The following is a 16,082-nucleotide window of genomic DNA, read 5'->3' as shown; positions in this document are numbered from 1 at the left end:
GAGGTCGCTTCACAGGTCCGGCCGGCGGTTGAGCGTGCTCTCGCCGGGCAGGTCGGCGCTGTCGTTCTCCGTGCCGCCGCTGAACTGCCGCCGGAACTTCCCGGGGTCGGCGTCGATCGCGCGGGCGGCGGTGCTCCGGACGACCTTCGGCTCCGTCTCGTCGCCCGCGACCGCCTCGAGGCGGTCGAGCGCGCGCTCGTCGTCGACGCCGGCGAGCAGGTGGATGGCCCACTCCCTGAGCCGCTCGCTCTCCGCGTGCGACAGCTCGAGCAGGACCGGGAGCAACGCCTCGCCGCGGCTCTTGAACAGCGAGACCATCGCGTTTCTGACGACCGCGTGGTGGTCGTCGTCCAGCGCCGCCTCGATCGTCGCCGCGTACCCGCCGCGGTCGATCCGGTCGAGCGCGACGACGGCCTCGGCGCGGACCCACGGATCGGGGTCGTCACACGCCGCGACCGCGGCCTCGCCCGCCCGCCCGCCGCCGAGCTCGCCGAGCGCCTCGACGGCGAACTGCCGCACGTCGGCGTCGTCGTCGGCGAGGCCGTGGTCGATCAGCGCGTCGACGGCGGCCTCGCTCGGTCGGCCTTCGCCCAGTGCCAGCGCCGCCCGCCGGCGCTCGACCGGGTCGCCGTCGACGAGGTCCTCGATCTTCGCGGCGGCGTCGGTCCCGCGGAGCGGGGCCGTGTCCGTCGCCTGCAGCTCCCGCGGACTCGCGTCGCCGATCGTCACGTCGCGGCTCACCTCGATATCCTCGAGCCCGTCCGGCTCCTCGCCGAACCCCGGGCTCTCCTCGGGGTGGACGCGGGGGTCGGTCGGCCCGTCCGTCGCCTCGTCCGGGTCCCTCATCGGGCGCTCACCCCCTTCTCGGTCGTCGGACCCGCCGAGTCCGGCGCGCCCCGCCCCCCGGAGAGCTCCTCGGCGTCGAGCGTCGCGAGCGCGGCGCCGAGACAGACGGCGGTCGCGGCTCCCGGCGTCGCGGGGACTCCCGCGAGAACCAAGAGGACCGCGCCGATCGCGAGCCGCGCGTCGCCCTCGCGGAGCCCGGCGACGGCGGCCGCGACCCCGCCGAACGCCGCGGTCGCGGCGAGCAGGTGCGGGCTCCCGACGATCGCGAACCCGACGAGCAGCGCGCTCCCGGTGACGTACGGCGCGGCGGCGCTCGCGAGAACGACCCCCGCGAACGCGGTCGCGCCCGCGACGAGCGCGACGGGATCGCCCTCGGCCCGGACCGCGAGGAGCGTCACCCCGCCGAGGAAGACGACGGATCCGGCCGACCGGACGGCGGGGCCGGCGATCCCGGCCGTCGCGGCGAGCGAGAGTCCGGCGGCGAGCGCGAACGCCAGCGCGAGGACGGCGCGCCGGAGCTCGAAGTAGGTCGACGGCGGCCCCAGCGCGCGGGCGAACGCGACCGCGGCGCCGATCGGGATCGCGACTGCCGCGGCGACGGTCGCCGCGCCGGATATCGTCGCGAGCACGCCGAACACCCCGGCGAACAGGAGCCCGACGCGGACCGCGGAACGGTCCGACGAGAGCGCGACACCGGCCAGCGCGACGCCGCTCGCGAGCGCCGCGAGCGTCCCCGTGACCGGAACCAGCTCCGACGCGAACCCGGCCGGCTCGAACGGCGCGTTGTACAGCACGCGGACCGCGGTCGCGAAGCCGACGCCGACGGCGGCCAGCAGGCCGATCGACCCCGCGCGACCGCCGAGGCGACCGACCGGCGCCGACGGGGCCGCCCGCCCGCTCGCCCGCTCGGTCGGTGAGCTCACGACCGCTCACCCCCGTCCGGACCGTCGGTGACCGCGTGTTCGCGGTCGCCTCCGGCGCCGGCGTCGAGCCGGTCCGCGAGGTCGTCGACATCGGCGGCGACGAAGGCGTCGAGGAAGCGCGCGAGGCGACCGTAGACGCTCGTGCCGGGCTCCTCGTCGAGGGCCGTCCGAAGCCCCGACGCGAGGACGGAGAGGTGGCGGTCGTGGAAGTCCAGTCGGGCGCGGCGGAGGTCAGACGGCTCTGCGGCTCCGGCCGACCCCCCGTCGCTGCCGCCGTCCGCGACGCCGTCTCCGTCGCCCGCGGCGGCCAGCCGACAGAGATACCCCGCGAACTCGAGCTCCAGCCGGGCGTGGTCGTGGTGGCGGCGCTCGTCCCCGCCCACCTCGCAGCCGAAGTGCTCGTACGCCCGAGCGAGGTCGAGGTTCACGTCGTTCCACGACACGTCGGAGCGGTACGTCGACTCGTACAGGGAGGCCGGCGGTCCCTGGTTCTCGACCGTTCCGTCCGTCCCGTCGATCACCTCTGAGTAGCCGACGACGAACAGGTCGTTGTACCGGGCCGCGAGCGTCTCGCGGTCGTCCTCGACGGTCAGGTCGGGCGGGTCGACGTCGAGGCCGCTCCGGTCGACGAGCGTCGCCATCGCCTCGTCGAGCGATCCGTCCGCGAACCGCTCGTGGACGCCGCCGCTCGGCTCGGCGAAGGCCGCCGCCGCCAGCGCGTAGACGCTCCCGCGCGCCGCGGCCTCCTCGTCGATCGCGCCTGCCCGAAGCCCCTCGTCGAACCCGGGACCGTCACGTTCGGCGATCGGTTCCGACACGGTCACTCACCCCTCGTCCGGCGGATCCCTTCGACGGTCACGAGCGTGGTGAATACGACGGCGATCCCGGCGAGCGCCCACAGCACCGTCTCGTAGGGCGGCCCGCCTTCGGCCGGCCCGAGCGAGAGGTAGTACCACTCGCTCGCGGCCTTCTGTCCGGAGCGCTCGTCGTTCGACCCCTCCCAGACCGCGAACGCGGCGTTCACGTCCTGGTCCGGGTCGACGTCGGTCACGTTCGCGCGGTCGGCGGAGAGCGGTCGAGTGAACACGACGGCCCACCGGTCGCCGGTGTGCGTCGCGGTCGTCTCCACCGCCGACTCCGACATCTGCGTGGTGCTCCCGGCGCCGCCGGCGAGCAGCGACTCCGTCCCGTCGGCGGCGTTCCAGTACCAGACGTTCACCCGCTCGTCGGTCGACCCCATCGCGATCGGCGGCCGCGACTCCGAGGAGACGGGGAGCTGGACCGCGGCGGCGTCGGCGAACGCGCGGAGCGATCCCGTCGACTCGTTCGCCGTGGGGTCGCTCCACGACAGCCTGAGGTAGAGCCGCTCGTCGGTCCGCGCGGCCCCGACGCGGACGAACTCGACGGTGGTGTCGGCGCCGCCCGGCACCGCCGCGCCGGTGCTGCTCAGCGGGACAGTCACCGTCTCGACGGACTCCCACGCGTCCCCGGTCGGCTCCGCGAGGTCGCCGGCGCTCGACTGTCCCTCGACCGGGATCTCGTAGGCCGCGCGCGCGTCGACGGCCGCCGGGAAGGCGGCGGTCGCGGCCACGACGGCGAGCGCGAGCGCGGCCGCGACGACGAGCTCCCGCGAGCCGATCCCGCGGTCGTCGACCTCGTCGTCGCCGGGGCGCTCGGCGTCTGGCCGGTCAGCGTCACGCCCCATCGTCGAACACCTCCAGCCGGTACTGGTCGTCGTTGTTCACGGTCGAGAGGATCTCCATGAGCTCGCTCTCCTCGCCCTGTCTGACCCGATCGCGCTCGCGGTTGATCGTGTTGAGCGCCTCGTTCACCTGCGGGCCGAACAGCTCCTCCAGGTAGTTGCGCGGGATGCGCTCCGCGTCCACCGTCTCGCCGCTCTCCGACGTCTGCGGCGGCGCGAACGGCGGGATGTAGTAGACGTTCGGCTCCGTGCGGTACTCGGGGTGGAGCCGCAAGGCGACCTCGTACTCGTTCACGAGCTTGTAGATCGGCCCGTCCTCGTCGTCGAGGAAGCCGACGTGCCGGAGCTGGGGCGGGCAGTCCTCGGCGCAGGAGGGGGGCCGCACCTCGCCCTCCGGTCCCTCCCCCTCGATCCGGGGGTAACAGAAGATGCACTTCTCGCTGGTCTTCGTCTGCGCGTTGTAGAACACCTTCTTGTACGGACACCCCTCGACGCAGTACCGGTAGCCGCGACAGCGGTCCTGGTCGACGAGGACGATCCCGTCCTCCTCGCGCTTGTAGATCGCGGAGCGCGGGCACGCCTCCACGCAGGAGGGGTGGGTGCAGTGGTTGCAGATCCGAGGGAGGTAGAAGTAGTAGGAGTTGGGGTACTCGCCGGTGCCCTCGTCCTCGTCCCAGTTCGGACCCCAGTCGGCGTTCTCCATGGGGCGGAGCGGCTCGTCGCTCCCCTCGTACATGATCGCCTCGTGGTTGAACTCCCACGCGCGGCCGTAGTCCTCCTGCTCCGGGAGCTGGCCGGGCGTCCGGGACTGCCCGTCCTCGTCCCAGCCGCCGCCCATCTCCTCCCAGTCGCGGGGGTAGCCGGCGCCGGGCTTCGTCTCGACGTTGTTCCAGTACATGTACTCGCGCCCCCCGGACTCGGTCCAGTTGGTCTTACACGCGATCGTGCACGTCTGGCAGCCGATGCACTTGTTCAGGTCCATCACCATCGCGACCTGATGGTCCACGCCCTCCGCGAGGGGGACGTCGCCGTCGTCGGTCTGTCGGGCGGCCTCGTCGGCCTGACGGACCGCGTCGTCTGTGGTCTTGCTCACGAGCCGTCACCTCCGAGCAGGTCCGAGACGCGACCCAACGCGCCGCGCGTCCTCGACCCCGAATCGGTCGACTCCGATCCCGAATCGGTCGACTCTGACCCCGTCGCCGACACCCCGAGCAGGCCGGCGTCGAGCGAGGCCGCCTCCTCCTCGACCGGCTCGACCTCGATCCGGACGTCGCTGTTCACCCCGGTCGGTCCCCAGTAGTTCGGGAAGAAGTGGAGGTGTTCGCCCGTGTCCTCGGGGTACTGGACGAGCTGCGTCGGCTTCATGTACATCGGCACGAGCGAGTTGAAGTTGTTGCGGTCGGGGTACTGGAACCGCTCCCAGCTGAAGAAGTGCCGGACGGTGCCGGGCTCCCCGCTCGGGTAGATCTTCGCCTGCACCTCGACCGAGTCGAGGTCGTTGTACACGCGGACGGTGTCGCCGTCCTCGATCCCCCGCTCCGCCGCGTCCTCCGGGTTGAGGTAGACGGTCGGCTCGCCGCGCTGCAGCCGGAGCATCTTGCTGTCGTCGCGCCACGTCGAGTGGATCGACCAGCGGCTGTGCGGCGTGTTGTAGCTCAGCGGGTACTCCGACTTCTCCTGGAGCACCGGGCCCTCCTTGTGCGTGGGGAGCTGCTCGTCGAGCTCTAAGAACCAGTCGTGGTCGATGTAGTACTGCTGGCGCCCGGTGAACGTCGGCCACGGGTTCTTGTCCTGCACGTAGTCCTTCCACGGCGAGTACGCCTCGCCCTCCTCGATGTCCGACGACCAGTGGTCGCCGGTCTCGAGGAGGCGACGCGGCTGCTCTTCGATGTCGTCGAACGTGAGCTGCTCGTCGGTGCCCTCCGGGTTCGACTCCTCGGAGTTCTCGAGGATGAACTCCGCGGCCGCCTTGTCCTCGGCCAGCGCGCCGGGCTCGTTGTCGATCCAGTCGCGCGTGTAGTCGTCGTGAACGGACTGGAGGTCGATCTCGCGGTCGAACTTCCGATCCTCGACCGGTTCCACGCCGCGCTCCTCGGCGAGCTCCTGGATCTTCGCGGCGAGCTCGCGGAAGATCTGCCAGTCCGTCTTCGACTCACCCAGCGGCTCGACCGCCGGCGTGAACGGGTGGACGTACGTGTGCATGTCCGTCACCGACAGGTCGTGCTTCTCGTAGTGGCTCGCCGTCGGGAGCACGATGTCGCTGTTGAGCGCCGTCGAGTCCATCCGGAAGTTGATGTCGACGACGAGGTCGAGCTTCGGCCACAGCTCCTCCTCGACGGCGATGTTCCCTTTGGCCTGATTGAAGTAGTTCCCGCGCCAGACGAACATGAGTCTGGGGTCGGGACGGCTCCCGTCGTCGCGCTCGCTCGGGTACAGCGGCATCCACCCCTTGTCGATCGACTCTTGAATTTTCGCGGCCGTCTCCGGGTCCGTATTCTCCATGATCCCGGCGTGGTAGTACGTCCACAGCGTCGTCGGGACGCCCCGGACGCTCCCGGTCGGGAACGAGAGGTTCTTCCACCCCTTGAACGTCCAGATCTTCTCCTGGCCGACGTAGTGATCGAGGCCGGTCCCCTGTCGACCGAGGTTCCCAGTGAGCGTGACGAGCAGCTGGATGGCGCGGTTGCCGAGGTCGTTGTGGTACCAGTCGTTGACCCCCTTGCCGTGGATGATCTTCGCGCGGTCGACCTCGGCGAACTCGCGGGCGATCTTCTGGTGTGTCTGCCTCCCGACGCCGGTGATCTCGTTGACCACCTCGGGAGTGTACTCCGACAGCTCGTCGCGGAGGTTCTGCCAGACGGTGCGGGTCTCGACCGCGCCGTCGGTCGTCTGAACCGTGCGCTCGGCGTCGAGGTCGGGGTCGAAGTCGAGCTCGATGCTCAGGGAGTGGTCGTGCTGTCCGTCCCGCTCGCCGAGCGAGCCGGGCGCCGTCCGGAGGCCGCCGTCGGCGTCCTGCATGACGAACACCTTCTCCGGGCGGTCGGCGTCGACGTCGAGCCCGGACACCTCGCTCGCGCGGAGGAACTTCCCGGTGTCCTCGCGGACGAGCAGCGGCATGTCCGTCTGCTCTTTTAAATGCTCCTCGTCGTACAACCCCTCGTCGACGATGGTTCGGGCCATCCCGAGCGCGAGCGCGGTGTCGCTACCGGGATCGGGACCGATCCACTCGTCGCAGTGGATCGCCGTCTGGCTGTAGTCGGTGAAGATCCCGACGCGCTTGGCGCCGTCGTAGCCGGCCTCGAGGAAGTATTTCGCGTCGGGGATCCGCGTGACGTTGATGTTCGAGCCCCAGGCGATGATGTAGTCGGCGTTGTACCAGTCGGCGCTCTCGGCGTTCTCGGTCTGGGTCCCCCACGTGATCGGCTGTCCCGGCGGGAGGTCGGAGTACCAGTCGTAGAAGGAGTGGCTGACGCCGCCGAGCAGGTTGACGAGGCGGCTCCCGGAGGCGAACGAGACGGGACTCATCGCCGGGATCGGCGTGAAGCCGCTGATCGCGTCGTACTCTTCGTCCTCGACGGCGTCGATGACCTCCTCGGCGATCTCGGTGAGCGCCTCGTCCCAGGAGATCCGCTCCCACTTCCCCTCGCCGCGCTCGCCGGTCCGGCGGAGCGGGTGCGTGACGCGCTGGTCGGCGTTCACGTAGTCGGTGAAACACGCCCCCTTCTGACAGCCGCGCGGGTTCGGGTCGGGGAGCGACTCGTCGAAGCGCGGGTAGTCGCCGGCCTGCTCCTCGCGCCACACCTGCCCGTTCCGCGTGTACACCTGCCAGGAGCAGCTGCCCGTGCAGTTGACGCTGTGCGTCGAACGGGCCTTGCCGTCCCAGTCCCACTCCTCGCGGTAGAGGTCCTCCCAGTCGCGGTACGGGTAGTTTCCGATCGGGTCGTCGACCACCTCCAGCGTATTCATCTCGGTGAGGTCCTGCGCGGACCCCAGCCCGGTGGCGCCGACGGCGGCCGCCGCTCCGACCCCCTTCAGGAAGTCGCGGCGCGCGGTGCCGGAGGCGTCGCGTGTCGATTCGTTCGATGTGTCTGTCGTGTCAGTCATGTTTGTCGATGAGAACGGTCGCGAGGCCGAGTGCGACGCCGAGCGCCGCGAACGCGACGCCCGCGGGCGTGCCGCCGCCTGCGTCGAGTCCGGCGGCGATCAGCCCCACGCCGGCCAGTTTCGTCGCCCGATCCGCCCAGCGGTACCGGCGCGGCGACAGCTCGGCCAACCGGAATGCGTCAGAGTCAGTCATCGTCCGATCCCTCCGTGGGTGACGGCGTGCCGTCGTCTCCCGACGTCGACCGGTCCTCGCCGCTCGCCGGTGGCGGTCCTCCCTCCGTCTCCCCCTCGAAGCCGCCGAGGATCGCGTAAGTGAGCGTGCCGGCCGCGGCGGGAACGAGCACGAGCGCCCCGATCAGATAGGGGCGGAGCGCGGCCGTCGACGTGCCGAGGATCTCGGCGACGATCACGTCCATGCCGGCGATCGAGGCGACCATGACGAGCGTGACGCCGGTGATGCCGACCGCGGTCGGGAACGGGCGGTCGAGGTAGTTCCGCGTGAAGTGCTCCGGCTCCTCCGCGCGGTCGATGAACGGCCAGACCGCCACGGCGACGAACACCAGACTCGGGAGGAGCAGCCCGCCCACGAACTCCGAACTGACGTGGATCCCGAGCACGTCGAAGCTCATCCACGACGGGGTGAGCTTCAGGAACCCGTACCCCCACATCAGGAACCAGTCCGGCATGACGAGCGACGGCGTCGACGCCGGGTCGTTCGGTCCGTATTGAGCGATGTTGTGAACGGGGAGCAGCCCGGCGAGCAGCGAGAGCACGGCCATCGTGAGGAAGAACACGACCGCGCTCACCGCGGCCTGGTTCGGGAACGCGGGGAGCCCGATCACGACGCTGTCGTCGTCGCGGTCGATCAGGCGCGCGCCGCCGTCGGTCGCCTCCGGGTTGCTACTCGTTCTCGAGGTATCCCCGGCGGCACTGCCCGCTCCCGCGGCGCTCACGTCTCCGTCGCGCTGCGCCTCGGTGTGTTTCTGCCGGACGAGGATGGCCATGTGGACGGCGATGAGCCCCGCGATCGCGGCCGGGATGAGGAAGACGTGTAAGAAGAACAGCCGCGGGATCGTCGCGCTCGTCGGGAACTGACCGCCGAAGACGATGCTCGCGAGCGGGTCGCCGACTATCGGGATCGAGGCGGCGACGTTGTAGCCGATGCCGACCGCCGTGCTCGCGAACTCGTCGTACGGGAGCGAGTAGCCGGTGTAGGCCGCGAACATCGCCAGCCCGGCGAGGCCGGTCCCGACGAGCCAGTTCGGCTCGCGCGGGTTCCGGTACGCGCCGGTGAAGAAGACGCGGAGCATGTGCAGGGCGATCGAGGCGACGAACAGGTGCGCCGCCCAGTGGTGCATGCGCCGCAGGAACATCCCGAACGGCACGTCGTAGGTGATGTAGAGGACGCTCGTAAACGCCGCCGGCAGCTCCTGACCCTGGTACTGCACGACGCTCCCGCTGTACTCGACGGCGGTCGTGCTCGGCTCGTAGAAGAACGCGAGGAACGTCCCGGTCGCGACGAGGATCCCGAAACAGAACAGCGCGACCTCGCCGAGGAGGAACGAGTCCTCCGCGGGGAATGCCTTCCCGAGGAAGTCGCTCGCGTCGTCCAGGTCCAGCCGCGAGTCGACCCAGTCGTACGCGGACTCGGCCCGCTCGGTCGCGGCGTCGATCCGGGACATCACTCACCCCCGGGGCCGACCGGCCCCTGGAAGTCCCCGGTCGCGACGAGGTAGCCGTCGCCCGAGAGCGTGATCGGGAGCTGCGGCAGCGCCCGCGGGGGCGGTCCCCCGACGACCTGCGCGCCCGTCACCGGGTCGAACCGCCCGGAGTGGCACGGACAGACGAGCACGTCGCCGTCGCGGTCGGCGACCATGCAGCCGGCGTGGGTGCACACCTTCGAGAACGCGGCGTACCCGCCGACGGTGTACTCGTCGCGCACCTGGTCGCCGTACGCCGACTCCTCGAAGCGCACGAGCAGCGTCGGGGCGTCGTCGATCCCCGGGCGCGGCTCCGGGAACACCGTGAGCTGTTCGCCGGGGGCGATGCGGTCCTCCGCGATCCGCTCACCCGCCTCGTCGACGAGGGGGATCCCCTCCTCGTACACCGGGCCCTGATACTTGCGCTCGAACACCCGCGTGAGCCCCGCGACCGGCGCGGCGAGGCTTCCGACCGCCGTGATCCCGCCGACCGTCGCGAGGACCTTCGCGTAGTCGCGGCGCTTGAGTTCGGCGCGCGCGTCCTTCCAGAACGGCCGGAAGATACTCGGGTCGACGGCGGGCCCGCCGTCGTTCTCCGGGCAGGCGTCGCACAGTTCTCCCTCGGCGTCGGACGCGTCGGAAGCGTCGGCGTCGGACACGTCGGAAGCGTCGGCGTCGGACGCGTCGGAAGCGTCGGCGTCGGACGCGTCGACATCGGTACGCCCGCCGGGCGCCTCGCGCTCGCGAGGGCCGTCGCTCGGCGGGGCGTCGATTCCGTCTCCCGTCGGTCGCGTGTCGGGTGCGTCGTCTCCCATCAGTGGTCCCTCCGTTCGGCGACTTCGACGTGTGGCATGAACCAGGCGTAGTACGACACCGTCGAGCCCAGCAGCGACATGAACAGCCCGAAGGCGTACACGCCGAAGTACTGGGTGCGCGCCAGAGTGAGGTACTCGGCCGTCAGCAGCGCCGAGAAGACGATAGCGAGGACGGTGAGCCCGCCCATCGCGACGAGCCCCTCGATGGCGTCGCTCGCGTCGTGGTACTGGACGACCCACCGGTCCTCCGTCTCGAACCAGGGGAACGTCGCCCGGTTCGTCCCGTCCGGCGGCGGGGCGTTGAGCCCGCCGTCGGACGCGGCCGGGTCGTCAGCGCCGCCGGCGTCGCTCGGTCCCCCACCGCTCGCGTCGGGGCGGGCGGCTCGGTTCATGAAGCGGTGGAAGAACGCCATGGCTCCGAGAAGCCCGAACAGGGCGACCCAGACGATCACGCCGACCTGACTCGGTGAGAGCTTGTTCGGCGCGTCGACGAACCCCTCCAGCGGCTGCATCTCGCTCACGCTCTGGTCGATCCTGACCTCCTCCGAGGGCGGCTCGCCGTGCAGGCCGACGTACCACGTCGGCAGCAGCACGGCGAGCACGATGAGGAGGATCGCGATCGTTCGTCTGTCCATAGGTGTGTGTCGTGTGTCGTGTCGTTGAGCCGGCTCGGCGGTACGAACGCGGCCCCGCGGCGCCGGCCCGCCGTCCGCCGCGGCGATCGCTTGTGAGCTCTCGGTGCCTCGCGGGCGTCCGGTCACGGAATTAATTACGGAATACAGAGTCGTGACATACTGTACCCTAGGACCCGAAACGAACAACTAGCTACTCCCGAACTATTCGGCGATTTAAGTACCCTCGCCGAACAGCTGGGACAGCACGGTGGCCGTCACGAGCCGGAGGTGCTCCGAGACGGTCGACTTGGCCACCCCGAGCTCGGCGGCGATCTCGTCGGCGGTAGCGCCGTCCGGCTCGAAGTACCCCTTCTCGACCGCGAGCGCGGCGACCGTCGCCTGTCGCTCCGTCACGCCGGTCAGGTCGATCGGAACGACGTCCGACCGCCCGTCGCCGTCTTCTACGTCCCGATCGACGAGGATCTGGCGGACTTCGGTCGCGTCGAACGCGTTGACGACCGCCTGCAGCTCGCCGTACCCGGTCAGCACGAAGGTGACGATCAGCTCGCCGTCGTCGATCCGGGCCTCCCGCGGCGACACCGGGACACTCGAGAACGCCGGCGGAAATTCGTCGCAGGCGCAGTCGTCGCACGTGTCGCCCTCGAGATTGGATGCGGTCCTCTCTAGGTCGTATCGTCCGTGTATCTCCCCGGCGAACTCCAGTAGCTCTAGGTCTCCCGGCGGGTCAGACGTGAGTTCGCTGGCGACGAAGTCGACCCGTTCGTCGGTGGGATCGATCCGAACCTCTCGCAGGGGCGTCCGCTCCGAAAGCGTGGCTACGGGACAGCGGTCGCAGGCGGGGATCGCTAACTTGACCAGAATCGTATCAGCCACGGGTGGTCGCTGATAGTTCAGTCAGTTATAATAAATTTGGCGCCGATGTGAACGCAAAGACCGACCGGAACGGCGACCTATGGATCCATGCGATCCCGGGCCGATCTGTGTGGGTCCCACATATTACTCGAACAAGTGGCTGTCGAACCAGAAATTGGGTCAATACCACGACCCATGTGTCTCCCTAGCGGACTCCCATCGGGTCCACATGATGAGGACCACCGGAAGCACAACGGTGGAAGCGATGAACGCGTAGGTGACGCTAATGGCGATCAACGCTCTGAACTGGATCAGGATCGGTGTGATCGAGAGATAATACAACGCGATACCGGCACTCGCAGTCGTGACTGTGGTTCCGAATAGGGCACCGCCAGTTCCTTGAAGGGTAATCCGGGCCGCAGCGAGCCCGTCGTCCCTGGCATCGAACTCTTCGGTGAACCGATGAACGACGTGGATCGCGTAATCGATGCCGATTCCGACCGTGACCGACAGAATTGTCGCCGTGAGCGTATTGAACGGGATACCGAGGTACCGCATGGTTGCAACCAGAAACAGGAGTGTGATGATGATCGGCGAGAGCGTCACTACGCCCAATATCGGCCGTCGTTCTAGCGCGTAGTACAGTCCCGTCAGGAAGATCACGCCGAGCGAGAGAGCGATCATCAACGCCGTGATCGCCGAGTTGCGGACCTCCTCGGAGACCCGCTGGAACACAATGATGTCTCCGCTCTCGATGGCTTCGTATCGGTAGGGCCCGTCCGCTATTGACTCCGCATCCGCGGTGATCGCCGCGTCGGTCGAATCGGTCTCGACGGAGTAGACGATCCGCATCTCTCGGTAGTCCGCAGTGATGTATCGGAGCGCTTCCGTTTCGTATGGCGAGGAAAGCAATTCGTCGTAAATGCGCTCCACGTTGGCGTCTGGAACGCCGTTATCCGTCCGATCGCTCCGTTCAACCAATGCCTTGAACGACGCGGACTCCTCGGCGTAGGCGTCGATCACGGTCAAAATGCTCGTCGTCTCGGCTTGTCGAGAGTCGTCGGTGACGACCGACGATGGAGGATCGTTCCCCGCCCGATGGATCGACTCCAACGCGTGGTCCTCCGCGAACGATCCCTGTAGATATATCGTTACGGTCTCATCCTCCGTCGTCTCGAACTCGTCTTCGAGGAAACCGAGGCTCTCCGTGACGGTGTACGTTCCGGGCTGCAGTCCTGCCGGCAGCGCGTTTAAGTAGTCCGGAAGCTCCTCGGGAGGGAGCATATCCTCGTCCTCGAACGACGATCCAACGTCCTGCCCGTAGTAGCCCGCTGCCCCGGCAGTCACCACCAACACGAGCAGGAACAACACGGGCATGCGGTTCGTAATGTTGAGATGATACGGAATGAACCTCCCCAGTATCGAATCTTCGTCACCAAGCGGTTTCGAGGTGAACGCCGGTAACGGCGTTCGGTGCCGGAGCTGCTCGACCAGGAGCTTTGCGGCCGGCAAAAACACGGCGAAGATCAACATTACGGCGACGATTCCGACCGCGGCGACGAGCCCGAAGTCGGCGATGGGCGACAGCCCGCTCGCCATGTTTGCGGAGAATCCAATCACCGATGTCGTCGTTACCATGAAGAACGCCACCATGAGCGGAGCGATTGCCCGGCGAACCGTTTTTGCCACCGTCGCGTTATCGACAGGATCTGCAACCGCAGAGTCGTCGATCTCCTCGCGGTAGCGATTGATGACGTGGATCCCGAAATCGACACCGATAGCCAGCAGAAGTGGCGGTAAGGCCACCTGTAACTGGGTAAACGGGATTCCAGCGTGGCCGAGGAAGCCGAACGTCCAGATCAACGACATCGCAAGCCCGACAACGGCTAAAAACAGGTCGAACGGGTCACGATAGGAGATCGCCAAGAAGAGAACCAGCAGGATGATGACCGCAGGAATCGACGCCGAGAGCGAATCCTGTAAGACCTGCATATTCTCGTGTTCGGAGATTCCCGAACCGAACACCCGGATATCCCCGTCAGCTGCGTTCGCGATACGCTGTGTTTCGAGTTGGATCTGTTCGAAGGTTTCAGAATTGTCTTTTGCATCGTGGCTGACGACGCCGATCGCCGCCGTGGCGGATGCGGATTGCGGACTGAAGTCATCTCCAACCAGCCGTATGAACTCCGGATTCTCGCTTTGGACCCGTATCGCCCGCCGCACTTCCGTGTCAGTTGCCATCCGTATCGTTCGGATCTGCGCGTCGGTCGTCGTGGCCGATGGATCAAGTTCGGTCGCCACGAATCCTGCCGGACTCGCCATCTCTATTACGCGCTGTGAGGTGCGGTCCTCTATCTCGCGTTGGACGGAGAGCATCCGCAACAGGCTCTCCTTCGAAAGAACATCTCGATCGTCCTGAAGCAGGAGCGTCGTATCCGGATCGTCCTCGAAGGTGGAGCCAAACGTCTCGTCGACATACTCGTTGACTTGGTACGCATCGATGTCTTCGGAGAACTGGTCGGTTCCGCCCTCCATCCGGATATCGTTCATTCCGGTTGCAAACCCGGCAGTGAGCAGTAGAAACAGGACGACGACCTGTACCGGATGGTTAACGATCCAGTCGCTCAGTGCCGAGACGAGGATGTGCTCGTCATTCATCGTTTCGAACCGGCATTATCGGAGCCTCCAAGCATACAGCCCCGCCGTGAGAACGACGAGGAGTGCGACGGCGACCCCGATGAGAAGCGGGTTCGTCGTCTCGGCGGGCTCACCGACCGTGATCGTCACCCGATGCGTGTCGGAGATCTGGCTTTCGCCGTCGGCGTCGTCGTACCGCATGTCGACGGTCGCCGCGTACGTCTTCGGTACCGTGTCTTGGCCGACGCTCACTTCGAAGCGAATCGTCGTCGTTTCTCCAGGTTTCAACTCGGGAACGAACGCGATGTCATCGGGGGCGGACAGCGGATCGTCGGTGAACAGTTTCGGTTCGATATCAGTAACTGTCTCGTCAAGATTGTTGGTCACCTCGATAGTGATGGTTTCTGTCTCTCCGGCGGTGATCTGATCTTGCTGTGAGGCGAGGCGGAACTCGCTGCGACGGTCCTGTACATCGACGATCACGTCACCGTCGTCGTCCACCCGCTTGTTGCGGTCCATGGTCCGATACCGAACGTCTACGTCGATGAGTTTCCGAATCGCTTCGGCTTCGCCGCCGACATCGAGGCGCAGTGCGAACGACGCCGTCTCTCCCGGTTCAAGCGTCCCAACGGCGTACGAGTTCTCGATCGGATACAGGTTCGGATCCGCCAGCGGAGCGCGGAGCTCGACGCTTTCGGCGGTAGCCGGTCCGGTGTTCGTCACTTCGCCGCGGATCCACCCCTCCTCGTCGACCCGGAGCGTCGACTCGGTCAGTTCGACCTCGAACGCCTGTGCGGGAAGCGGTGACACACTGCTACTGATCCCGTCGTCCACGTTCTCGATCCCGTCGCGGTCGTCGAACGAGACGGCAGTGTCGAACGTGTACGGACGAACGCTGGTGTCGTCTCTGACGGAAACGTCGTGCGTGACCCTTTTTACCTCGCCTGGCTCCCACGATCCGGCGTGCGTCTCATCGACCGCGGACTCGCCAAAGACGACGTTCCCGTTTGTCGATGTCGTCCTGACGCTCGCGTTATACGCTGTCCGCGTTCCAACGTTCTCCATTTCCAACGACAATTCACCCGAGTCACCGATCTGCGCGGACGTGGACGTGTTCCGGACGATAAATTGGGCGTCGTCGTCGATCTCGATCGTAACCGTTCGAGTCTCCGATGCGGACCGTTCATCCGTTATGCCTGACCGATCGGATATCTGTCTCGTGAACGAGTAGTCGAGTTCGACGTCCAAGTCGTATTCACCGGGGTCGGCGTCTTCGGGGACTGTCAGTCGGAACGAGGTACCCTTCGGTTGGTCGTTCGTAACTGAGCCCACCGCTTGCGTTCCGGTCTCGACCGTGATCGGCGAGTCATCATCGGCCTCGACGGTCGCTCGTACGTTCCGTGCTTTGGTAACGGTATTGCGGTTGTTGACTGACCCGACCTGGATCTCCCCGTCGTTCGTAACGAACAGCTCGATCGCTTGGGTCTGGCCCGGAGCGACCGTGTTCGACGGAACATGCACGTCGAGGTCGGGTTCGCCGCGAACGAACCGGTCGTCGCTCGTCGTTTCTTGTGCGTCCACGAGACCGATGCCACTAATGGGAGTCAACAAGAGGACTACCGTGAGGAACAATACGAGAATAACACTTCTGCGGATGCGACTCCGTGTGTCTCGCGTATCGTCATCATCTCGACGATTGAATGGGATGTTTGGCACGTTAGTTGATCAAAAGGGGGACTAGAACGTTGGTTATTTACGCGAATATATCCGTTGTATGCTAATATATTCGCATCTAACCACGCCGAGTTCGATGTCTTACAGCGGATCTGATGCCACTCGCGACGATAGCCCTCGGCTGGTTCGTGACC

13 protein-coding genes are annotated in these 16,082 nt (G+C 67.1%); all 13 read right to left on the bottom strand.

The features are described 5' to 3' along the window. Positions 1-9 precede the first annotated feature (9 nt). The gene (locus DJ70_RS05360; RefSeq protein WP_094530854.1) at positions 10-846 is read right to left on the bottom strand and encodes a HEAT repeat domain-containing protein; all 837 of its coding nucleotides are present in this window, start codon (positions 844-846) and stop codon (positions 10-12) included. After that, entirely contained in the window at positions 843-1,769 is a 927-nt protein-coding gene (locus tag DJ70_RS05355; protein ID WP_245810701.1) for a phosphate ABC transporter permease, read from the bottom strand. The genes DJ70_RS05360 and DJ70_RS05355 overlap by 4 nt, the downstream gene beginning before the upstream one ends. Beyond that, on the bottom strand, positions 1,766-2,593 hold the full coding sequence (locus DJ70_RS05350; RefSeq protein ID WP_094530852.1) for a molecular chaperone TorD family protein: 828 nt from the start codon (positions 2,591-2,593) through the stop codon (positions 1,766-1,768). Before DJ70_RS05350 ends, DJ70_RS05355 begins: the two co-directional genes overlap by 4 nt. After that, entirely contained in the window at positions 2,590-3,474 is an 885-nt protein-coding gene (locus DJ70_RS05345) for an ethylbenzene dehydrogenase-related protein (protein ID WP_094530850.1), read from the bottom strand. The genes DJ70_RS05350 and DJ70_RS05345 overlap by 4 nt, the downstream gene beginning before the upstream one ends. Continuing rightward, positions 3,464-4,564: a nitrate reductase subunit beta gene (narH, locus tag DJ70_RS05340; RefSeq protein ID WP_094530848.1), complete on the bottom strand. Its 1,101-nt coding sequence runs from the start codon at positions 4,562-4,564 to the stop codon at positions 3,464-3,466. Before narH ends, DJ70_RS05345 begins: the two co-directional genes overlap by 11 nt. After that, positions 4,561-7,575 carry a nitrate reductase subunit alpha gene (locus DJ70_RS05335; RefSeq protein ID WP_094530846.1) on the bottom strand — a complete coding sequence of 1,005 codons (3,015 nt, stop codon included), beginning with the start codon at positions 7,573-7,575 and terminating at the stop codon, positions 4,561-4,563. Before DJ70_RS05335 ends, narH begins: the two co-directional genes overlap by 4 nt. After that, complete coding sequence (locus DJ70_RS05330) at positions 7,568-7,768, bottom strand: hypothetical protein (RefSeq protein ID WP_094530844.1); 201 nt, start codon at positions 7,766-7,768, stop codon at positions 7,568-7,570. The genes DJ70_RS05335 and DJ70_RS05330 overlap by 8 nt, the downstream gene beginning before the upstream one ends. After that, the gene (locus tag DJ70_RS05325; protein WP_094530842.1) at positions 7,761-9,257 is read right to left on the bottom strand and encodes a cytochrome b; all 1,497 of its coding nucleotides are present in this window, start codon (positions 9,255-9,257) and stop codon (positions 7,761-7,763) included. Before DJ70_RS05325 ends, DJ70_RS05330 begins: the two co-directional genes overlap by 8 nt. After that, positions 9,257-9,934, bottom strand: a complete 678-nt coding sequence (locus tag DJ70_RS05320) for a QcrA and Rieske domain-containing protein (RefSeq protein WP_094530937.1) — start codon at positions 9,932-9,934, stop codon at positions 9,257-9,259. Before DJ70_RS05320 ends, DJ70_RS05325 begins: the two co-directional genes overlap by 1 nt. 155 nt (positions 9,935-10,089) lie before the next feature. Next, a complete protein-coding gene (locus DJ70_RS05315; protein WP_094530840.1) occupies positions 10,090-10,725 on the bottom strand; it encodes a hypothetical protein in 636 nt (211 codons plus the stop codon). 213 nt (positions 10,726-10,938) lie between these two features. After that, the gene (locus tag DJ70_RS05310) at positions 10,939-11,598 is read right to left on the bottom strand and encodes a helix-turn-helix domain-containing protein (RefSeq protein ID WP_094530838.1); all 660 of its coding nucleotides are present in this window, start codon (positions 11,596-11,598) and stop codon (positions 10,939-10,941) included. A gap of 159 nt (positions 11,599-11,757) precedes the next feature. After that, the gene (locus tag DJ70_RS05305) at positions 11,758-14,235 is read right to left on the bottom strand and encodes an efflux RND transporter permease subunit (protein ID WP_094530836.1); all 2,478 of its coding nucleotides are present in this window, start codon (positions 14,233-14,235) and stop codon (positions 11,758-11,760) included. 15 nt (positions 14,236-14,250) lie between these two features. Next, a complete protein-coding gene (locus DJ70_RS05300; RefSeq protein WP_143420939.1) occupies positions 14,251-15,930 on the bottom strand; it encodes a COG1361 S-layer family protein in 1,680 nt (559 codons plus the stop codon). Between the last annotated feature and the right edge of the window lie 152 nt (positions 15,931-16,082).

It is taken from the genome of Halorubrum halodurans (genome assembly GCF_002252985.1).
Classification (GTDB): Archaea; Halobacteriota; Halobacteria; order Halobacteriales; family Haloferacaceae; genus Halorubrum; species Halorubrum halodurans.
The sequence above is the reverse complement of the archived record's forward strand: the minus strand, read 5'-3'. Positions and strand labels throughout refer to the sequence as shown.